The sequence below is a fragment of the Paenarthrobacter sp. TA1.8 genome (genome assembly GCF_048595705.1).
Classification (GTDB): Bacteria; Actinomycetota; Actinomycetes; order Actinomycetales; family Micrococcaceae; genus Arthrobacter; species Arthrobacter nitroguajacolicus.
Window position 1 is genome coordinate 3,416,067 of record NZ_CP184287.1, and the last position, 19,033, is coordinate 3,435,099.

At 62.6% G+C, this 19,033-nt stretch carries 21 protein-coding genes; 9 read left to right on the top strand and 12 right to left on the bottom strand.

Annotated elements, in window-relative coordinates:
* Positions 1-30: 30 nt before the first annotated feature.
* The 9 genes from ACNAOT_RS15875 to ACNAOT_RS15915 all read right to left on the bottom strand — a co-directional run bounded on the left by ACNAOT_RS15875 (position 31) and on the right by ACNAOT_RS15915 (position 8,747).
* A complete protein-coding gene (locus ACNAOT_RS15875) occupies positions 31-1,251 on the bottom strand; it encodes a pyridoxal phosphate-dependent aminotransferase (protein ID WP_017200378.1) in 1,221 nt (406 codons plus the stop codon).
* Positions 1,252-1,371: 120 nt separating this feature from the next.
* On the bottom strand, positions 1,372-2,328 hold the full coding sequence (locus ACNAOT_RS15880) for an ABC transporter substrate-binding protein (protein ID WP_420178551.1): 957 nt from the start codon (positions 2,326-2,328) through the stop codon (positions 1,372-1,374).
* Positions 2,325-3,068 carry an ABC transporter permease gene (locus ACNAOT_RS15885; protein ID WP_420178552.1) on the bottom strand — a complete coding sequence of 248 codons (744 nt, stop codon included), beginning with the start codon at positions 3,066-3,068 and terminating at the stop codon, positions 2,325-2,327. The genes ACNAOT_RS15880 and ACNAOT_RS15885 overlap by 4 nt, the downstream gene beginning before the upstream one ends.
* Positions 3,065-3,805 carry an ABC transporter permease gene (locus ACNAOT_RS15890; protein WP_420178553.1) on the bottom strand — a complete coding sequence of 247 codons (741 nt, stop codon included), beginning with the start codon at positions 3,803-3,805 and terminating at the stop codon, positions 3,065-3,067. The genes ACNAOT_RS15885 and ACNAOT_RS15890 overlap by 4 nt, the downstream gene beginning before the upstream one ends.
* The gene (locus tag ACNAOT_RS15895) at positions 3,805-4,899 is read right to left on the bottom strand and encodes an ABC transporter ATP-binding protein (protein WP_091468810.1); all 1,095 of its coding nucleotides are present in this window, start codon (positions 4,897-4,899) and stop codon (positions 3,805-3,807) included. The genes ACNAOT_RS15890 and ACNAOT_RS15895 overlap by 1 nt, the downstream gene beginning before the upstream one ends.
* A 154-nt stretch (positions 4,900-5,053) precedes the next feature.
* Positions 5,054-6,235, bottom strand: a complete 1,182-nt coding sequence (gene rsgA / locus ACNAOT_RS15900) for a ribosome small subunit-dependent GTPase A (RefSeq protein WP_420178554.1) — start codon at positions 6,233-6,235, stop codon at positions 5,054-5,056.
* 28 nt (positions 6,236-6,263) lie between these two features.
* Positions 6,264-6,422, bottom strand: coding sequence for a hypothetical protein (locus ACNAOT_RS15905; RefSeq protein ID WP_179019417.1), 159 nt, complete (start codon positions 6,420-6,422; stop codon positions 6,264-6,266).
* A gap of 46 nt (positions 6,423-6,468) precedes the next feature.
* Positions 6,469-6,921 (bottom strand): NUDIX hydrolase, encoded by a 453-nt coding sequence (locus ACNAOT_RS15910; RefSeq protein ID WP_420178555.1) that lies wholly within the window; start codon positions 6,919-6,921, stop codon positions 6,469-6,471.
* Positions 6,922-6,950: 29 nt separating this feature from the next.
* Positions 6,951-8,747: a glycoside hydrolase family 35 protein gene (locus ACNAOT_RS15915; protein WP_420178556.1), complete on the bottom strand. Its 1,797-nt coding sequence runs from the start codon at positions 8,745-8,747 to the stop codon at positions 6,951-6,953.
* Between the two features lie 50 nt (positions 8,748-8,797).
* Between ACNAOT_RS15915 and ACNAOT_RS15920 the strand changes: the two genes are divergently transcribed.
* Entirely contained in the window at positions 8,798-9,829 is a 1,032-nt protein-coding gene (locus tag ACNAOT_RS15920; protein ID WP_420178557.1) for a pirin family protein, read from the top strand.
* Between the two features lie 11 nt (positions 9,830-9,840).
* On the opposite strand, the gene ACNAOT_RS15925 is transcribed toward ACNAOT_RS15920, so the two are convergent.
* Positions 9,841-10,776 (bottom strand): N-acetylglucosamine kinase, encoded by a 936-nt coding sequence (locus tag ACNAOT_RS15925; protein WP_420178558.1) that lies wholly within the window; start codon positions 10,774-10,776, stop codon positions 9,841-9,843.
* A 41-nt stretch (positions 10,777-10,817) separates the two neighbouring features.
* Between ACNAOT_RS15925 and ACNAOT_RS15930 the strand changes: the two genes are divergently transcribed.
* On the top strand, positions 10,818-11,849 hold the full coding sequence (locus ACNAOT_RS15930) for a nitronate monooxygenase (RefSeq protein ID WP_420178559.1): 1,032 nt from the start codon (positions 10,818-10,820) through the stop codon (positions 11,847-11,849).
* Here the strand turns inward: ACNAOT_RS15930 and ACNAOT_RS15935 are convergent.
* On the bottom strand, positions 11,824-12,798 hold the full coding sequence (locus tag ACNAOT_RS15935; RefSeq protein WP_420178560.1) for a LysR family transcriptional regulator: 975 nt from the start codon (positions 12,796-12,798) through the stop codon (positions 11,824-11,826). The two genes, ACNAOT_RS15930 and ACNAOT_RS15935, sit on opposite strands and share 26 nt — an antisense overlap.
* Positions 12,799-12,898: 100 nt before the next feature.
* Here ACNAOT_RS15935 and ACNAOT_RS15940 point away from each other — a divergent pair, with 100 nt between their 5' ends.
* Genes ACNAOT_RS15940 through ACNAOT_RS15950 form a run of 3 tightly spaced genes read left to right on the top strand, consistent with a single transcriptional unit; the run spans position 12,899 to position 15,362 of the window.
* Positions 12,899-14,128: an MFS transporter gene (locus ACNAOT_RS15940; RefSeq protein WP_420178561.1), complete on the top strand. Its 1,230-nt coding sequence runs from the start codon at positions 12,899-12,901 to the stop codon at positions 14,126-14,128.
* Between the two features lie 31 nt (positions 14,129-14,159).
* The gene (locus ACNAOT_RS15945; RefSeq protein ID WP_420178562.1) at positions 14,160-14,801 is read left to right on the top strand and encodes a TMEM175 family protein; all 642 of its coding nucleotides are present in this window, start codon (positions 14,160-14,162) and stop codon (positions 14,799-14,801) included.
* 54 nt (positions 14,802-14,855) lie between these two features.
* Positions 14,856-15,362 (top strand): Lrp/AsnC family transcriptional regulator, encoded by a 507-nt coding sequence (locus tag ACNAOT_RS15950; RefSeq protein ID WP_420178563.1) that lies wholly within the window; start codon positions 14,856-14,858, stop codon positions 15,360-15,362.
* Between the two features lie 10 nt (positions 15,363-15,372).
* On the opposite strand, the gene ACNAOT_RS15955 is transcribed toward ACNAOT_RS15950, so the two are convergent.
* Entirely contained in the window at positions 15,373-16,608 is a 1,236-nt protein-coding gene (locus ACNAOT_RS15955; RefSeq protein WP_091468834.1) for an MFS transporter, read from the bottom strand.
* A gap of 174 nt (positions 16,609-16,782) precedes the next feature.
* On the opposite strand from ACNAOT_RS15955, the gene ACNAOT_RS15960 reads away from it, so the two are divergent.
* From ACNAOT_RS15960 to zapE, 4 genes are all read left to right on the top strand, one after another.
* Complete coding sequence (locus ACNAOT_RS15960; RefSeq protein WP_091468835.1) at positions 16,783-17,298, top strand: Lrp/AsnC family transcriptional regulator; 516 nt, start codon at positions 16,783-16,785, stop codon at positions 17,296-17,298.
* A gap of 19 nt (positions 17,299-17,317) precedes the next feature.
* Positions 17,318-17,743, top strand: coding sequence for a DUF1761 domain-containing protein (locus ACNAOT_RS15965; RefSeq protein ID WP_178997087.1), 426 nt, complete (start codon positions 17,318-17,320; stop codon positions 17,741-17,743).
* Between the two features lie 10 nt (positions 17,744-17,753).
* Complete coding sequence (gene corA / locus ACNAOT_RS15970) at positions 17,754-18,749, top strand: magnesium/cobalt transporter CorA (protein ID WP_091468841.1); 996 nt, start codon at positions 17,754-17,756, stop codon at positions 18,747-18,749.
* A 62-nt stretch (positions 18,750-18,811) separates the two neighbouring features.
* Positions 18,812-19,030: an AFG1/ZapE family ATPase gene (gene zapE, locus ACNAOT_RS15975; protein ID WP_420181181.1), complete on the top strand. Its 219-nt coding sequence runs from the start codon at positions 18,812-18,814 to the stop codon at positions 19,028-19,030.
* The last annotated feature ends 3 nt before the right edge of the window (positions 19,031-19,033 follow it).

Here is a 19,033-nt window from a genome sequence, read left to right on the forward strand (position 1 = left end):
CGCCCCCGTGGCGCGGCTATGGACCTCAGGCTAGTTGCCCGGGTACCTCGACAGGAAGTCCGCCATGCGACCAATGGCTTCTTCGATGTCCTTGACGTTGGGCAAGGTGACCATTCGGAAGTGATCCGGACGAACCCAGTTGAACGCGCGCCCATGGGAGACCAGGATTTTCTGTTCTTTCAACAGGTCCAGGACGAACTTCTCGTCGTCCCTGATGTGATAAACCTCGGGGTCCAACTTCGGGAACAGATAAAGGGCGCCCCTGGCCTGCTGGGTACTGACACCGGGGATGGCGTTCAGGAGGTCGTACGCCTTGTTGCGCTGCTCCAGGAGCCTGCCGCCGGGAAGGATGAGATCGTTGATGCTCTGGTAGCCGCCGAGCGCGGTTTGGATAGCGTGCTGTGCAGGTACGTTGGCGCACAAGCGCATGTTGGCCAGCAGGTTGATGCCCTCAAGATAATCGGCAGCATCCTTCTTGGGCCCGGAAATTGCCATCCAGCCCGCGCGGTAGCCACAGACGCGGTAGGCCTTGGACAGGCCGCTGAACGTCAGGCACAGAACGTCATCACCGGTAAGCCCGGCGAGGTTAACGTGAACTGCGTCTTCGTAGAGGATCTTCTCGTAGATTTCGTCAGCGAAGAGAACCAGTCCATGCTTCTCTGCCAACGCGACGATCTTCTTGAGGGTCTCCTCCGGGTAGACGGCGCCGGTGGGGTTGTTGGGGTTGATCACCACAATGCCCTTGGTCCGCGGCGTGATCTTGGATTCCATGTCCTCAAGATCGGGCTGCCATCCGGACTCTTCGTCGCAGAGGTAGTGCACGGGACGGCCGCCGGCAAGTGCCACGGAAGCCGTCCACAGGGGGTAGTCCGGCGTGGGAATCAGCACTTCGTCACCGTCGTCCAGCAGTGCCATGAGGGACATGGTGATGAGCTCGCTGACACCGTTGCCGAGGTAGATGTCGTCAACGTGGATGTTCTGAATGCCGCGCGTTTGGTAGTACTGCGAGACGGCGGTCCTGGCCGAGAAGATGCCTCGGGAATCGCTGTAGCCCTGAGCGTTAGGCAGGTGGCGGATCATGTCCACCAAGATGGCGTCAGGCGCTTCAAAACCAAAAGGGGCCGGGTTTCCGATGTTCAGTTTGAGGATCCGGTGACCCTCCGCTTCCATTTGCTGGGCGGCCTGAAGAATCGGTCCACGGATGTCGTAGAGGACATTATGAAGCTTGGTGGACTGCTTGAAATTCGCCATCCCTCAAATATGCCACACGGGTGATGGAGTTCAGCTGAGACTTGACTCACACATACGACGACGGCGGTGACGGTCCCGCGCGGGTCCGTCACCGCCGTCGTACGCGGTTTTGTTCAGGTACTACTTGACGATGCCTTTGTCCTTCAGCCATGCGGCTGCGGCATCCTTAGGCGACTGCTTCTGGTCGCCGCTTACTGCGCGGTTCAGGTTGATCAGGTCGTCGGTGGTAAGGATCTTGGAAACGTTGTTGAGCGCTTCCTTGGCCTTGTCCGTCATCTTGGCTTCCTTGACCAACGGCAGGACCTGCTGTGCCTTGAAGTTGTTCTTCGGATCTTCCAGGACGACGAGGTCGTTATCTGCGATGGACGGCGTGGTGGTGTAGATGTCCGCCACCTGAACCTTGTCCTCCAGGAGAGCCTGGAGAGTCAGGTTGCCACCGCCGTCGTTGAAGGGCTGCAGGCCCTTGAGCTCGCAACCATAGTTGGCCTTCAGCCCCGGGAAGCCGTAGGCACGGGTCTCGAACGTGGCCGGTGCAGCCATGGTGAAGTCCTTGCAGACCTTGGCCAGGTCCTCGATGGACTTCAGCTGGTACTTCTCCGCCGTAGCCTTGGTGACCACCATGGCGTCCTTGGACTCGGCCTTGGCTGGCTCCAGGACCGCGAGGCCTTCCGGAAGCTTGCCCGGGAGCGCCTTGTAGACGTCCTCGGCAGATACCTCAGCGGCCTCCGTGTCCACATAGGAGAGAAGGTTGCCGGAGTAGTCCGGCACGAGGTCCACGGAGCCGTCCTGGACAGCCTTGAAGTAGATCTCGCGCGACCCGATGTTCGGCTTGGACGTGGCAGTGAGACCAGCCGCGTTGAGGGCACCCACATAGATCTCTGCGATGACCTGGCTCTCCGGGAAGTCTGCCGAACCGACTACCAGTGAGCCTCCGGCGGAGGAACCGCTGGGCGCCGAGGTGGAAGGCGTGGCCAAGGGACTGCCGCCGCAGGCGCTCAACGCGAGGGCCACACCCAGTCCAGCGGCAAGGCCGCCCAGACCACGGCGCGTAAGAGTCATGGGGACGGGGTTTTTCATGATGTACCTCCTTGAACGGCAGCCCCGGCGGGAACCGTGGCTGTGAGATCGTCGGCTGCCTTCTGGCGGCCGCTTGAGTCGAGGGTCAGGCCGGGCGAGATGACGAGCCTTTGTATGCCGGCCAGGATCAGGTCCACAGCGATGGCCAACCCCGCGATGAGCAGGGAGCCTCCGAGCATCCTGGGGAAATCCTGCAGCACGAGGCCGTCGAACAGATACCGGCCAAGCCCACCCAACGGAAGGTAGGCAACCACAGAGACTGTCGCGATGACCTGCAGAACCGCGGTGCGGATGCCGCCGAACATCACCTGCAGTCCGTTGGGCAGTTCCACGCGGAACAGGATCTGAAGTTCGGTCATGCCCATGGCCCGGGCAGCGTCCACCACCGTGGCATCAACACTGGAAATGCCGGCATAGGTCCCGGCCAGAAGCGGCGGCACTGTGAGGATGACCAGCGCCCACACTGGAGGCATCAAGCCACTGCCGGCGAGCAACGCGAAGAGGACCAGCAAACCGAGCGTCGGGAGGGCACGCAATGCTCCGGCGACAGCCACTGCGACAACGCGGCCGCGCCCGGTGTGCCCGATGTAGAGACCGATTGGCACTGCAATGGCGGCGGCGATGAGTAGCACCAGTGCGCTGTACTGCAGGTGCTCCAGCAAGCGGGTGGGGATTCCACCGCTTCCGGCCCAGTTCTTGGGGTTTGTCAGCCAGGCAATGGTTTCAGCAAAGATGTTCATGCGGACGCTCCCGGGTCCGGGCGGAGGGCCGCGTGCGGCTTCGCGGGTCCCGCTTTGGGCTCGGTGAGCACGGCGTTTCCATCCGGACGCGACGAACTTCCACCTGCCGCGCGGGTCCATGGCGTCAAGAGCCGCTCCAACACCACCAGAACCGCATCCATCAACAGCGCCAACACCAGGATCGCGATGATGCCCACCACAACTTCGGTGATGAACGTGCGCTGCAGGCCGTCAGTGAACAGGACCCCAAGGTTGCCCACACCAAGCAGGGCCGCCACGCTCACCAGGGAGATATTGCTGACTGACACCACTCGAAGTCCTGCGAACAGCACAGGCAAAGACAACGGAAGGTCTACCTGGAAGAACCGGGCCAGGGGCTTGAAACCCATGGCAACGGCAGCGTTTCGGAGGTCATCATCCACGGAGTCGAAGGCGTCCATCGCGGCACGGACCAGCAATGCCACGGCATAGATGGTCAGTGCCACCACCACGTTCAGCGGATCCAGGATCCGCGTGCCGAGGATGGTGGGAAGAATGATGAAGAGGGCCAGTGAGGGAATGGTGTACAGCAATGAGGTGGCTGTTGCCACCACTGACCTGAGCGTGCTGTTGCGCCTGGCCAGCTGGGCCAGGGGGACCGAAATCAGCAATCCAAAGATCATGGGAATGATCGCCAGCACCATGTGCTGACCGGCCAACCCCAGGACCATGCCACTGTTGGCAAGGAACCACTCCATCAGGTGGCGTCCTCCCTGTGGTGCCGGACTTCTTCGATAAGAGCCAGGACTTCCGGCGCCTTCAGGACTCCGGCCACCCGGCCGTCGTCGTCAACCGCGACGCCCAGGCCCGACGGCGACGACAACGCCGCATCCAGCGCGCGCCGCAGCGTATCTCCCTTGCGGAAGAGCGAACCTCCGGGGATCAGCCCGGCGCCGTCCCGCGGTGAAGACCATCCGAGCGGCCGCGAATCGTCGTCGACAACCAGTGCCCACTCCCCCGATTGGCGGCCCGCGTGGTGGCCATCGGAAGGACTCACCATGGTGACAGGGTGCAGCGTCACGGCGTCTGCGGCGTTGAAGGCAAGGTGGCGGAAGCCGCGGTCGCGCCCCACGAAGGAGGCCACGAAGTCATTCGCAGGTGCCCGAAGGATCTCTTCAGGAGCCGCGTATTGCGCGAGCTTGCCCCCGACGGCGAAGACAGCCACCTTGTCACCAAGAACAGTGGCTTCGTCGATGTCGTGCGTGACAAACACAATGGTCTTGGCCAATTCCCGCTGCAGACGCAGAAGTTCCTGTTGCAGTTCGTCACGGACCACAGGATCCACTGCGCTGAAAGGTTCGTCCATCAGCAGGACCGGCGGATCAGCAGCGAGCGCCCTGGCAACTCCAACGCGCTGCTGCTGACCACCCGAGAGTTGTGACGGGTATCGCTTGCCCAGGACGGAAGCCAGCCCGACGACGTCGAGCAGTTCCTCCGCGCGTTTCCGCGCAGCCGCCTTGGGTACGCCGTTGAGCCGTGGAACGGTGGCGATGTTATCCAGCACGGATCGGTGCGGAAGCAAGCCGGATGACTGCATGACATAGCCCATGGAGCGGCGGAGCTTGGCCGCGGGAACCTGGGAGACATCTTCCCCTGCAACAGTGATGGTTCCGCTGGTGGGCTCCACCATTCGGTTGATCATGCGCAGGGAAGTGGTCTTTCCGCAGCCCGAAGGGCCAACAAACACGGTTATGGCGCCCTTGTCGATGGACATGGTGAGAGAATCCACCGCCGGTTGCCCGCCCTGGTATTGCTTGGTGACGCTCTTGAAATCAATCATGGCTTCGGCCATACCCGGGCTTACCTATCTGTGGTAGAGAACATCGGTAGAGCCAGATGATCATATGCACTCTTATTACTTGGCTGCAAAGCAATCTTCACCCAGCGTAGCCAGCACCACCGACGATGTCAGCGTCGCCACGAGTTCCGTAATGAATCGGCAATGTTCAGCGTTTTCGTCGCTTGCCGCCCTTTCCGGTCCGTTCCTCGGCTTGGTCGTGCTTGTAACGTTCCGCTGCACGCTGGCCTCGGTCCGCTGACATCACCCTTTGGTGCCATTCGCGCTGGTAGGCACGGCGGGCCGCAGCGTCATGCTTCCTGGCCAAGGCCGCCAGTTCGCGTTGCAGCTTCAGGTAGCTGGCCCAGCGCCGGGGATCCAGGATTTCCTCCGCGAGCGCCTCTTGGACTGCGCATCCCGGCTCCGCTTGGTGGGCGCAGTCCGTGAAGCGGCACCGGGAGAAAAGTTCCTCCAGATCGCCGAACATCTCGTCCATGCCCTCGTCGGCGTCGAAGAGCCCGAACCCGCGGACTCCCGGCGTATCCATCAGCACGGAGCCGCCCGCCAGAGGTACCAACTCCCGCGAGGTGGTGGTGTGTTTGCCCTTGCCGTCGCCTGCCCGGACCTCGCCTGTCTGCTGGAGCTCACGCCCCGCGAGGGCGTTGATAAGCGTCGATTTCCCGGCACCGGAAGGACCCAGGAGAACCAAGGTGGCGCCTTGAGGAATTCGCTGCATCAATTCGTCGAGGCCATCGCCCTGCTCCGCAGACGTGGTAACGACGTCAACGCCCGCGGCCTGAAGGATGACTTCCCCCACGACGTCGTCCGCGAGGTGGGCGAGGTCAGCCTTGGTGATGACCACCAGCGGCGTGGCGCCGGAGTCCCACGCAGCCACCAACGTCCGTTCAAGTCGGTTATGTGTCAGCGGACGGTCCACAGGGACAACCACCGCAACAATGTCGATGTTGCTGCCCAGTATCTGTTCTTCCGACGAGGCTTCAAAGGCCCGCTTGCGGCTCAGCGCCGAATGGCGGGGAAGGACCTCGACGACGGCGGGCTCGCCAGCGTTGTTGTGGCCTAGCCATACCCAGTCTCCGGTGGCCGGAACAAACCCATGCGTGGGATAGGGCAAATGCAGGAGACCTTGGGCCGATGCGACGAGCACCCGGTTCCTGTCAAGGCGCACTACGCGACCGGGTGTGGCCGTTTCCTGGTTCCCGGGGGCGCTGTGGGCGCGGAAAAGCTCCGCGGTTTTGTCGGTGAAGCCGTACTCCACTGGTCCGTTTAATGGGTGAGTGGGCAGCTGCTTGATGGAACTAAAAGAAGGGTCGCTTGAAGCGTAAGTGTTCAATGTAATGCCTCTGAGGAGGCCCGGCCGCCTAGTTTTGGCAGGCTGATGCCGGGGCAGGAATGGTGGGCTGATGACGGCGCGCCGCAACGTAGTGCGGGGCGCGCAAGATCGTGGCAATCATCAAATCCACCTCCTCGGCATCCAGGCCGGCAGCTGATGGGCCGGCAACGATGTTCAGCGTAGCCAACATCGGAATCTTTTGGCTAGGCCTTATGGCCCACCTTCCGGTTGGCTTAGCTCAGCTTCCCGTCCGCCGGGCGCTCCCGGTGCAGGCGCAGTGCCGTGTCCACCAACGACACCCGGTTGAGTTTCCCAATGTCCTTCAGGGGGATCCACGCGGCGTGCGTGGTGCTCCCGTCCACCTCATGGGTCAGTTCTCCGCCCACCACCGTTGCCTCGTAGACCAGTCGGATGGCCTGAAAATCCTTGACCGAACCGTCGGGAAGGACATCAGCAGGCCAATGGCCGACGTCGATACCCAGCATGCGATCGATGCGCGCTTCATACCCGGTTTCCTCGAAGACTTCACGCCTGCAACCGTCCACCGGATGTTCCGCCAGATCCAGGCCTCCGCCCGGTAGCGTCCAGCCTTCCTTGCCGTCCTGCTTCCAGTAAGCAAGCAGGATCTTGTCCTCTTGGACAATCACGGCGTAAGCGGCTGGGCGGGTATCGAACTGGAGGGTCATGGAGTCAGCATAAATCCTCGGGCTGGACTCTACGGAAGCTCGGCCGCCGAGATCGGACCTGCTTCTTCCGGACCCAAGTCAGGCGCTTCGCGAAGTTCGACGACGGTCCCTGGTTTCCCGAGTTCCAGCACCTTGATGCTGTTTCGGCCGGTTTTAAGCAAAGGAGCCGGTGCGTAGAGCGTCACCTGTGGGCCCTTATCCCAGTACCTGCCCAGGAGGAAGCCATTGAGCCAGACGAAGCCCTTCCCCGAGTCGGGCAAGGCAATGTAAGTGTCGGCCGGTTCCCGGACCTCGAAGTCGACGCCTGCCAACCCCTCAAGGTCTTCCTGCGTCCAGTCTGCGAGTGCAACAGGTGTCTGCGTCCAGTGGAAGGTGTAGCGCTGGTTGACGAGGACGCCGCCCAGAATTCCCTTCCCATGACCCGTCAGAGGTCCGTAGTTGATGCGGCCGAGGTTCTCGACCAGGATCTCAAGCTTGGCGGGGATGCCCGTGCCGCTGACGGGCAACCCCTCGGAACCGTTGACGTCGTCCAGGACACCAGCAAAGGTGCCGTCCACCCACACGTAGGCACGGTCATTCAGGCCAGTGATCTTCAGCCGGCTCTCCGAGGGAGCGTCTGGGCGGCCAGGAAGGATGGCTTCGGCGGCGTAGAGGATCATGCCCGCGTCGAGTCCCAGCTGCTCGAAGCTAAGTGGCCTCACGCTGCTGACAGGTTTGCCGGCTTCCCGCACAAGCTCCAGCAGGTCCGGGCCCGCGGTCAAAGGCAGGGACTGCGCCGGAAGTACCGGTGCGTCAGCCAGCAACTCCTGAGGGAGGTCGGGTAGCTTCTCTACGCCCTGCGCCCGGAAGAACTCCCTGCGGAAAGCATGGAACTTGGGCGTCAGGGCCCCGTTCTCTGCGATGGGCGCGTCTGAGTCGTAGCTGGTAACCGTCGGCTGCAGCATGGTGCCATCGTGATTGCTGCCGGAAGTGAGGCCGAAGTTAGTCCCGCCGTGGGCCATATAGGCGCAGAGTGAGCCACCGAGATCGAGCATCTTGCGTGCTTCCAACGCGGCGTCCTCGGCGTCCCGGCGGTGATGGTGTTCGCCCCAGTGGTCGAACCAGCCGCCCCAGAACTCAACGTTGAAGAACGGCTCGCCGGGCCGGCGTCGCTGCCATGTGGCCACCGCTTCGTCGCCCCGGCTTCCCAGCGTTGCCGTCGCCCAGGTTCCCCCGATGGAACCGCCGTCAAGGAAATAGTCCGTGCCGCCGTCGGCCGTGAACAGGAGCTCAGTGATGCCGCGATCCTCCAGGACGCGTCGGTTCCAGCGGATGTACTCGTGATCGTCGCCGTAGCTGCCGTATTCGTTTTCAATCTGAACGGCCACCACAGGACCGCCCGCTGACGCCTGCCGTGAGGCGATGATCGGGAGGAGCTGATCGAACCACTCCTCGATGGCACCCGTGAATTCCGGGTCCATGCAGCGCAGGCCGATGCCGGGAACGCCGGTCAGCCAGGCGGGGAAGCCACCGTTGTCCCACTCGGCGCAGATATACGGGCCAGGGCGGACAATGACGTCGAGCCCCTCCTCGGCCGCGAGGTCAATGAAATGGCCCAAGTCCCGCCAGCCACTGAAGTCCGGCGCCTCATCGCGCGTAGGCTGGTGGAAGTTCCAGGCAACATATGTGTCCACCGTGTTAGCGCCCATCGCTTTAAGTCGACGCAGCCGGTCCTGCCACAGGTCCGGGTGTACACGGAAGTAGTGGATGGCTCCGGCGAGGATGCGATACGGTTCACCCGAACGGTAAAGGACGGCGTCTCGGTAGCTCAGGAGGGCGTTGTTCACGTGGAACAGATTAGCTCAATTTCCAACATTTATGCACAGGTGATGATCACATGACCAATCTTGATACTTCCCCCGCACAGGAAGTGTGCCCCGCGGCGCCGGAAGGTCAAGGTCCTTGCGTTCAGCTGTGGCCCGAGCGTGAGGTTCCCCTGGGTGGCGTGCGCGCCATGAACGTCATGCGGACGCTGCCCCAGCGAGGTCTACCGACTGTGGGTGCCTGGTGTTTCCTGGACAGTTTCGGGCCCGACCGGGTGGCCATGAGCGTACTCCCCCACCCACACTGCGGACTTCAAACTGTCACATGGCCCCTGGAAGGCGCCGTACGGCACCGCGACAGCGTAGGCAGCGATGTAGTGGTCCGGCCCGGCGAGCTGAACATCATGACGGCAGGCCATGGCATCTCCCATTCCGAGTTCTCCGTCCTTCCGGCCACTACCGAGACCGGGTCCAGTCCACTGGTGGAAGAAATTCCGATGTCCCGAGGACTCCAGCTGTGGGTTGCCCTTCCGGACGAGCACAGGCACCGTGCGCCGTCATTTGAACAGGTGAGGGACCTGCCGGTAGCGGTGGGCGAAGGCTTTACGGCCACCGTGATGGTGGGCGAATTTGCCGGACAGCGCTCCCCCGCCACGATGTTCAGCCCGATTGTTGGAGCCGACATCACGGGCACGGGGTCCCTCGAATTGCCCTTGCGGCCCGATTTTGAGCACGCCGTACTGGTCCTGGATGGCCACGTCGTGATCGATGGCCAGGACATCGAGGCTGGTCCCCTGGCCTACTTGGGGGCCGGCAGGTCCAGCCTTGCCGTCCAAGCGCAACCGGACACCCGCTTCATGCTCCTCGGCGGCGAACCGTTCGGCGAAGACCTGCTCATGTGGTGGAACTTCGTGGGCAGGACGCATGAGGAAGTGGAAAAGGCCCGTGAGGAGTGGGAAACCGAAGGATCGCTCGACGACGACGCTGCCGCCAGCTCACGCTTCGGCTTCGTCCCCGGGCATGGTCCTGACGCAGGACCGGAGGCTGGCCGCATTCCCGCCCCGCCGCTCCCGGGCGTCAAGCTACGGCCACGAACCCGCGGCTAAGTTTTGTACGGTTAACCCCGCTGCTCCGCTACGAGCCGCGGGACGCCGAACACGGGATCCTGTTGAAGAATGCGCACATCAGTAATGCCGTTTTGGGCCAGCCTGGCCTTGAACGCTTCCTGGAGCCGCGGGACGTTCATGCCGAGTCCGCTGCCGAGGATCACTGGACCGTCCAGGCCCAATTGGCGAACGGCCTGTTCGGCGAGTTCAGCCAGGTCGCGGCCTGCTTGCTCCACTAGTGCCTGACTTGTTTCGTCACCGGCGTCGGCGGCTTCCACTACCAACCGGGCCTGCTGCGCCCAGTAGCGGCGGCCGGTGTCCGGGGAGTGGAACAGTGCGATCAGCTTGCCGGGTTCCTCCACACCGACGGAGTCCAACAGTGCACGGCTGAGCCGGTCAGGCTCCAGGCCCTGGTTCATCCGGCGCAGGCTGTGCCGGACGGCCTCGCGCCCCAGCCAGTAGCCGCTTCCTTCGTCGCCCAGGAGATAGCCCCAGCCACCTGCCCGGGCTTCCTCGCCGGCGTCGTTCTTTCCCCACGCGGCCGAGCCGGTCCCGGCAATGACCGCGACGCCCGTGCCCGCTCCCCCAGCCGCCAGCAACAGCCGTGAATCGTGAACCACCGTGATGCGGGCGCCTGGGGCGTGCGGTGCGATGAGGTCGGCGAGCGCCTGGGCGTCTTCGTCCGTATCGATCCCCCCTGCACCGGCGTACACCTGGTCAATGTGGCCCCCACCGATTTTCCCGAACAACTCAGCGAGGTTCGCTGCGGCCACGTCCCGGCTAACATTTTGGACGTTGGAGCTGCCTGCGCTCTCATCCCGGACCGGCGATCCGTTGTGGAACCGCACGCCGCGGGTTTTCGTGCCGCCGATGTCGAGGCCGATGACAGTGCCGCTCACGGCTTCCGGGGCGGCGTGGGAATGCGTGGCAGAGTCAGGATTGTTCACCGTGAAAGACTAGCTTGGAGCGTCCGGAGGAGAAACCGCACATGCCTGAATCCCTGATTGGTACACCGTTTGTTGCAGCTCCCATGGCCGGGGGAACGTCCACGCCGGCGTTGGTGAAAGCAGTTCATGAGGGTGGTGGACTGGGTTTCATCGCTGCCGGCTACAAGAGCCCCGAAGCCATGACGGCTGAAATTGCTGCCACGCGGGAACTTAATATTCCGTTTGGCATGAACGTGTTCGTACCGGACCCAAGCCAGCTCCCGCCCGGTCCTGAAGCACGGGCGGAACTTGAGGCATACCGGGCGGAGCTGAAACCCGAAGCGGCCCGTTACGGCGTGACGCTACCTCCCCTCCGGCTCGATGACGACGACGCCTGGCAGGACAAGATCGATGCCCTGCTGGCCGACCCCGTGGAGTTCGTGAGCTTCGCTTTCGGCCTGCCGGGAAAGCCGGTGGTCCAGGCCCTGCAAAAAGCAGGCAGCCGGGTCATTTCCAGTGTTACCAGTGTGGACGAGGCTCTTGCGGCTGCAGAAGAGGGCCCCGATGCCATCGCAGTGCAGCACAGCTCCGCGGGCGGACACACGGCAGCCTTCCTGCCTGGCCCGCAGGGACCAGCAGCCCGTACGACGGCGGAGCTGGTGGCCCAGGTGCGCGCCGCCGTCGGACTTCCCCTCATCGCTGCCGGAGCCATCATGAATACCGCAGTGCTGCGCGACGTGCTGGCCGCTGGCGCGGTAGCAGCGCAAGTCGGGACCGCCCTGGTTCGGACTGACGAGAGCGGTGCACGGAAACCGCACAAGGACGCGCTGGGTGACCCCGGATTTACGGAGACAGCAATGACCCGGGCATTCACGGGGCGATGGGCACGGTCGCTGGTCAATGAATTCATCCGCGACCATCAGGACGCGCCGGAGGGTTATCCGGCCATCCACCACCTCACCAGCCCTGTCCGGGCTGCATCATCCGCGGCAGGTGATCCCCATCGCCTCAACCTGTGGGCAGGGACCGGCTGGCAGCAGGCCAGGGAAGGATCTGCGAAAGACGTGGTCAGGGAGTTCCTGAACGGGCTCTGACAAGTTCGGCGAGCAAGTCGCCGCCCTCGGTGACCACGAGTTCCCGGAACAGCCTGACGGCGTCCGGTTCGAAACTCCGCTCCCTCCAGGCGATACCGATCTGCCGGAATGCCAGGTCCGATTCGATAGCCACTTCCACGAGCCCAAGTTCGGCCTCGGGAAGGAACTGGCCGGTCCCTGAACCGGGTCCCGCTGGCGGAAGGATGCTAAAGCCCAGCCCGGCCGAGACCAATCCACGGGCAGAGGTGGACTCCTGGACTTCAAAAGCAATCCGCGGCCTGAATCCGGCTTCGCGCAGGAGCGCTTCACCCAAAGCTCGAAGGCCCACCCCCTCCGGGAGGGTGATGTACGGTTCGTGCCGGAGTTCGGAGAGGCGGACGCTGGACCTTCCGGCCAGAGGGTGCCGGTAGTGCAGCACCGCACGCAATGGCTCGCGGTACAAAGGCAGAGCACGAATACCCCGCCCCTCCGGCGCGATGGGTGCCGTCAACGCGAAATCCATGTCCCCGTTAGCCAGCTGCCTCAGGCAATCGTCGCGTGGACCCTGCCAGAGTTCGAACACAGTGTGCGGGTGGTGTGCGCGGAAGGCGCTGATGAGCAAGGGAAGGGTGGCTTCACCGAAGGTGTGTTGGAACGAAACCCCGATCCTGCCCCTCACAACGTCAGATTCGTGCCGCACCCTGTCCAGCCCGGCTTGGAAGTCCTCCAGCGCTGCTTCGATGTAGGGCAGCAGCGTCCGCGCGGCCGGTGTCAGGCGAATGCCACGACCCTCGCGGATCAGCAGGTCCATCCCCACGATGGCGCTGGCCCGTGCAACGGCCCTGCTCACTGTCGACTGTGGAACGCCGAGGATCTCGGCTGTTTCAGTCATGTGTTCCGTCCGGCCAAGTTCCGCCAAGACAGGTAGCAGAGGGAGCAGTTGAACGAGCTGTTGGTGATCGGGTTCCATAAAGCTCCATTATTGGCAGGATCAATTCATGCACTATTGCATCAATCCTAAGTGACCTATGCATTGGAACATGGTGTCCACCCAGCCCTAATCTGGCTCGGTGAGCAACGCAACCTCCAAGCCCAGCACCGACTCCTGGGACGGACACGTCAAAGGTTCCCGCGGTTATAGTCGCGTCCTGGCCGCTTTGGCGCTTGCCGGGGTTGCGACCTTCGCGCAGTTGTACTCCACGCAGGCCATACTTCCACTCATGGCCGCGGACCTCCGGATCACGGCGGCCGAAGCGGCCTTGAGCATTTCCCTCGCCACTGTGGGCTTGGCAGTCACTGTGCTGCCGTGGTCCTTTGTGGCCGACAGGATTGGCCGGGTCCGCGCCATGGCCATCGGCGTCGCCGTCGCCACGCTCTTAGGGTTGCTGGTGCCTCTGGCACCCACAGTGCCCTGGCTGTTGGGGCTCCGAACTCTGGAAGGTATGGCCCTGGGCGGAATCCCGGCCATCGCCATCGCCTACCTCAATGAGGAAGTTACTAAAATCCATACCGCCCTCGCCGCTGGAACCTACGTTGCCGGAACTACCTTGGGTGGTTTGGCCGGGCGTTTGGTCGCCGGACCTGTTGGAGAACTTTGGGGGTGGCGCGCCGCGGCGCTGGCTGTTTCCCTGCTGGCCACCGTTTCAGCAGTCTTGTTCCTGGTTCTTGTTCGCAAGCAACGCCGGTTCAGTCCCGCCCCGCCCATGGGATTTCGTGGCGCCCTGCGAACCCTCGGTCGGCACTCGAGTAATCCCAAGTTGGTGTCGCTGTATCTGCAGGCCTTCCTGCTCATGGGTGGCTTTGTTGCCGTTTACAACTACCTCGGATTCCGATTGCATGCCGAACCTTTTGGACTTCCTGCCACCGTAGTCAGCCTAATTTTCCTGGCGTACCTATCCGGGACCATCAGCTCACGATGGGCCGCGGGGCTGACCACCAGGTTCGGTCGGCGGAACGTCCTGGTGGCAGGTATTGCCATCATGTCGGCAGGTTTGGCAATGACATTGGTGGAGAACCTCGCAGCCACCCTTGCCGGGCTGGTGATCTTCACTGGCGGCTTCTTCGCCGCCCATAGCGTTGGGTCCGGATGGACGGGAGCTATTGCCACCACTGGCCGGGCGCAGGCAGCGTCCCTGTACAACCTGTCCTACTACCTGGGTTCCAGCGTCATCGGTTGGGCCGGCGGGCTTGCCTTTCAGGCGTTTGGCTGGCCGGCTTTGGCGTTGAGCGTCATCGCACTGTCATGTACGACGGCGGCAGTCACCTTGATAGTGCACCGCCCACGGCTAAACTCCCGCTGATTTCAGCCGGGCTGCCCCTACAATCGGAGGCATGACACAGGTCACGAAAAGCCGGGAACTGTCGTCGCCGGAGCGTTTGCAGGCGTTTACGGATGCCGTGGTGGCGATTGCTTTGACGTTGTTGATCCTGCCCCTCATGGAGAGTGTGGGTGAACTGGCGGACCACGATGGCACAACGGCCGAGTGGTTGGCGGAAGAACAGTACGCCCTGCTCGGGTTTGTCCTAAGCTTCATCCTGATTGCCGTTTTTTGGGTGCACCACCACAAGCTGTTCCGCAGCGTCAAGCGCGTGGACCCGGGCTTGTTGTGGCTGACGGTGGCATGGATGTTCACCATTGTGGTGATGCCCGTGGCCACATCACTGTCCACCCAGATGCAGTCTGACTGGGCGCAGCCCCTTGTCTACATTGGAACCCTGTTCGCCACCAGCCTCATGCTCCTTCTGGCCCGTGCCTATTTGCGGACCCACCCCGATCTCCACACCATGGATGACGCTGATGCGGTGTCAGGAATTCGAGCGAGCGGCATCGTTTCCGGACTTTTCCTGTTGGCGCTTGTTTTGGCCCTTGTCATTCCGGGCGTAGGAAACTGGCCGCTGCTGGTGATGCTGCTTAGTGAGCCTCTCCAGCGGCTTGATCGGAGATGGGCCCGCCGACGCCCCGCCAAACGATAGTCACCTGAAGATTTCACGGATTAGGATGGACAAAAGGCAATTTCAGGAGGATCCGTGAGCAACCCCACGAAGAATGTTCGGTCAAGCACGGGCAGCGCAGAGCCGCTCGACGCGATCGACGAACGAATCCTCGCCGCGTTGGTGGACGACGCCCGGATCTCCAACAAGCAGCTGGCTGAACTTGTAGGAATCGCCCCCTCCACTGCCCTCATGCGCACCAGGGCGCTCTCCGAACGGGGAATCATTGAGGGATTTGAAGCGGTCTTGAGCCTGCCGGCCATCGGCCGTTCTGTTCAGGCCCTCATTGCGGTTCGCCTCCGCGCCCATGACCGTGACCAAATCGACCGCTTTACGGCGCGGGTTCCCAATCTCCCGGCCGTCATTTCCACTTTCCACACCACCGGTTCAGTGGACTACCTGCTGCACATCGCCGTCGCCAATACGGACGACCTCCGCAACTGGCTCCTGGACAACCTCGCCACCGATCCCGTGGTGGGTCACACGGAAACCACCATGGTGTTCCAGCACATTCCCGGCAACCGGGGACCGCTGCCCGAATAAACGGAGCAGCTCAGGAACGCAAGGCGCTTCGAAGGGACACCGCCGCAAGCGACAAGGCAGCCAGGCCGCACAAAGCAGTGAAACCCACGACGGCGGGCTGCAGTCCGAGCGCCGAGACAGCCAGCCCCAGCCCAATTACCGGAACAGCACTCCCCAGATAAGTGATGACGTAGACGGTGCTGATGACCTGGGCGTGGCGGGCGGCTTCCACTTTCCCAGCCACTTCGTTGAATACTTGCCGAAAAGCAATCCCTTGCCCCACTCCGGCGGTGATGCTTGCTGCCACCAGCAACCAGGGGCTGGACCATGCTGCGGCGGCTCCCACCAAAACAACCGAGACCCCCAGCACGGCAAGCGCCACGGGGACCACGAAGCGTCCGCGTGCACCCAGCAGTTGGCTCAGTGCTGAAGCGCCCAAAGTGACGCCGGCAAGCAGTCCGATCAGCGGCCTGGAATCGGCGTGGACAACGCTGGCGAAATACCCGGGCGCCAAGGACAGACAGAAGCCGAAGACCGCGAAACTCAGGAACCCGGTAGCCGAAGCCATCCAGAATGCTCCGCGCGCATCATGCGATATGGACGGTTTCCGGGGGGCAAGGACCTTCAGCGGCTTCGGTCCTTCCGCCGGCGCGATGGCTGGCCTGGCTTTCAGCAGCCACAAGGGAATGAGGGCAGCTACCAATACCGCGGAGTGCACATAGTACGGAGTGCGCGTCGGGTCCGGCAGGAGCGACAAGAGACCACCGATTGCGGGGCCCGCGGCCACGCCGCCGGCAGAAGAAAGCAACGTAAAGCGGGACGCCCAATCGGGCCGCTGGGGCAGTAATTCGCGCAGTGCAGCGGAACTGGCTCCCGTGGCTAGTCCAACCGCCACGCCTTGCAGCGCCCGGCCCAGGGACAAGGTGATGAGAGTGTCCGCGTTCGCGAAGATGACGCCTCCCGCCAAACCGACGAGGACAGCGAGCACCAGCGCTGCCCTCCGCCCGATGTGGTCCGACCAATGGCCCGCCACCATGAGAACGGCTACTAGTGCGAGGACGTAGCTGGAGAACGCAACCGTCACGCCGAGCGAAGACATGCCGATCCTGGCTTGCAGCAACGGGTACAAGGGCGTAGCCAGGTTGGCGCCGACCAGCAGCGTAAAGATTACAACCCCGGCCAGGACCAACCTGGCAGTGGTGGAGGCATCCCATCCCCAGCGTTCGGCGGTAACCGGACGCATGCGGAGTTCGCTCAAGACAGTCATTTTCCATGCCTTCGGACTCGGTGGCCGGACTGTTTGTTTCCTTGTGAGAATTGCAGCCCAGCTATGTAGTGATGGCAATAGAATGCAGTAGCACTGATCTTTGAGGACTATCAGAATGCAAGAATTGAGCAGAATACTCAAAGTAGTACGAGCCAAGTGAGCTGGAGTGACCATTTGAACACCCTTGACCCCCTGGACCTGAAGATCCTCTTGGAACTGATCAAAGACCCCCGCATCCAGATCGCGGAGTTAAGCGACGAACTGGGCATAGCACGCAATACAGCCCAAAGCAGGGTCAAGCGCCTTCTCCGTTCAGGCGTGCTGCAAGCCGCTGGGCGGGAAGTGGACCTCGAAAAGGTGGGCTACGACGTCGTCGCTTTCGTCACGATTGAAGTCACCCACCGGGAACTCGACGGCGTCATCGGCGCCTTGCGCCTGATCCCCCAAGTGTTGGAGGTCCATGAAATCTCCGGCCGCGGCGATCTCTGGTGCCGCGTGGTGGCAACGGATACACACAACCTCCAGTCAGCTTTGCGGTCAGTACTCCGTACCAAGGGAGTCATCAGGACCGAAACAGTGTTAGCCCTGCACACCCACATCCCGTACCGTACTGAGCCCCTCATCGGGAGAATGGCTGCAACACCAACACGGTCCAGGCAAGAAGGCCGGAGCGCAAGCCCAGAGGCCTGAACGCACTAGGCTTTTAGGCATGGATTGGCTCTCACACATCTCCCAGATCAACTGGCTCGCCGTACTTCTGGCCTTCGTTTCAAGCATGGTGATCGGCTTCGTCTGGTACATGCCGGCTGTGCTTGGCCGGAAGTGGATGCAGGCAATCGGCAAAACCGAAGACGACCTCAAGAACATTGAAGGCGGCGCAGGCATCTGGGTTCCCATGATGGTGGCAGCTGCCGTGACCAGCATTCTCCTCGCTGTCCTCATCAGCGCCCTGGACCTCAACACTTTCCTTGCCGGCGGTTTCTTCGCGCTGATCCTTGCCTTGGTATTCCGCGCCGGCGGCCATGTCATTCATAACGGCTTCGCCGGGCGCCCATGGGCAGTGACCCTCATCGACTCCGGCCACGACATCGTGGCAATGACCGTCGCGGGCGCCATCATCGGGGCCATGCAGTAGCGTTCAACCAGTGACCATTATCGACAACGCCGTATATGTAGACGGCGTACGCACTGCCACCCCGCAAAACCTCGAACAGACATTTGAGACACTCGCGGAACACGGCGGCATGGCTTGGATTGGCCTCTACCGTCCCACCAAAGACGAAATGGCCGCCGTCGCCGAAGAGTTCGGGCTTCACGAACTCGCCGTGGAAGATGCCGTCTCCGCGCACCAGCGACCCAAGCTGGAGCGCTACGACCACAATCTGTTTACCGTCCTCCGTCCGGCGCGGTATCTGGACGAAACCGAAACTGTGGAGTTCGGCGAGCTCCACGTCTTCACGGGACCGAACTTTGTGGTGACCATCCGGCATGCCGAAACCGGTGGCGTGGCCCGGGTGCGCAAGCGGCTGGAGGAACGCCCGGATCTCCTCCGCCACGGCCCGGAGGCAGTGCTGTACGCCCTCCTGGACCAAGTAGTGGACGACTACGCCCCTGTGGTTGCAGGTCTTGAAAACGACATTGACGAGATTGAGGACCAGCTCTTCAGCGGCGACAGCGCCGTATCCCGCCGTATCTATGAGCTCGCCCGCGAAGTCATCCAGTTCCAGCGTGCCATTCATCCCCTGCCGGACATGATGGTGCTCCTGGAGAAGGGCTTCGAAAAGTACGGCGTGGACATCGAGCTGCAGCGCTCCCTCCGGGACGTGGAGGACCACGTCCAACGCGTGATCTCCAGGGCAAACTCGTTCCGGGATCTCCTCCAGAACGCCCTCACCCTTGACGGCACGCTGACCGCCAACCGCCAGAACGAGGCCAGTGCTGCCCAAAACGAGCAGGTCAAGAAGATCTCCTCGTGGGCTGCCATCCTCTTCGCTCCATCCTTCGTGGCAGGCGTCTACGGAATGAACTTCGACCATATGCCTGAGCTGCATTGGGACTTTGGCTATCCACTGGCTGTTGGGCTCATGTTCGGCGCCGCATTGCTCATGTATGTCATCTTCAAACGCAAAGGCTGGTTGTGACGCCGCCGCTGAGGCCTGATCCGCGCACTCCGCGGGACGTCATGAGGACTTTGGTGGAGGGCATGGCGCACGACGCCGCGCGGTCGGGTTTTGAGCTCGAATCCAGCCAGCGGCAAGCAGCCGGGCGACTGGCGGCATTTGGCGCCCAAGTAACCCGCCGCCGTCGGGCGCTTCCCCGGAAGCCGCCTCGAAGCCTATACATCCACGGACCCGTCGGCCGCGGTAAAACTTGGCTGATGGACAGCTACGGACGACTTACTGCCCAATCCCCTATGGCATGACCA

Excerpts from the sequence above, each read along its gene's own strand:
- ACNAOT_RS15885 (WP_420178552.1), bottom strand. The coding sequence starts at position 3,068 with ATGAACATCTTTGCTGAAACCATTGCCTGGCTGACAAACCCCAAGAAC.
- ACNAOT_RS15945 (WP_420178562.1), top strand. The coding sequence starts at position 14,160 with ATGACACAGGTCACGAAAAGCCGGGAACTGTCGTCGCCGGAGCGTTTG.
- ACNAOT_RS15890 (WP_420178553.1), bottom strand. The coding sequence starts at position 3,805 with ATGGAGTGGTTCCTTGCCAACAGTGGCATGGTCCTGGGGTTGGCCGGT.
- ACNAOT_RS15930 (WP_420178559.1), top strand. The coding sequence starts at position 10,818 with ATGCCTGAATCCCTGATTGGTACACCGTTTGTTGCAGCTCCCATGGCC.
- ACNAOT_RS15965 (WP_178997087.1), top strand. The coding sequence starts at position 17,318 with ATGGATTGGCTCTCACACATCTCCCAGATCAACTGGCTCGCCGTACTT.
- ACNAOT_RS15935 (WP_420178560.1), bottom strand. The coding sequence starts at position 12,798 with ATGGAACCCGATCACCAACAGCTCGTTCAACTGCTCCCTCTGCTACCT.
- ACNAOT_RS15880 (WP_420178551.1), bottom strand. The coding sequence starts at position 2,328 with ATGAAAAACCCCGTCCCCATGACTCTTACGCGCCGTGGTCTGGGCGGC.
- ACNAOT_RS15955 (WP_091468834.1), bottom strand. The coding sequence starts at position 16,608 with ATGACTGTCTTGAGCGAACTCCGCATGCGTCCGGTTACCGCCGAACGC.
- ACNAOT_RS15920 (WP_420178557.1), top strand. The coding sequence starts at position 8,798 with ATGACCAATCTTGATACTTCCCCCGCACAGGAAGTGTGCCCCGCGGCG.
- zapE (WP_420181181.1), top strand. The coding sequence starts at position 18,812 with ATGGCGCACGACGCCGCGCGGTCGGGTTTTGAGCTCGAATCCAGCCAG.
- ACNAOT_RS15910 (WP_420178555.1), bottom strand. The coding sequence starts at position 6,921 with ATGACCCTCCAGTTCGATACCCGCCCAGCCGCTTACGCCGTGATTGTC.
- ACNAOT_RS15875 (WP_017200378.1), bottom strand. The coding sequence starts at position 1,251 with ATGGCGAATTTCAAGCAGTCCACCAAGCTTCATAATGTCCTCTACGAC.
- ACNAOT_RS15895 (WP_091468810.1), bottom strand. The coding sequence starts at position 4,899 with ATGGCCGAAGCCATGATTGATTTCAAGAGCGTCACCAAGCAATACCAG.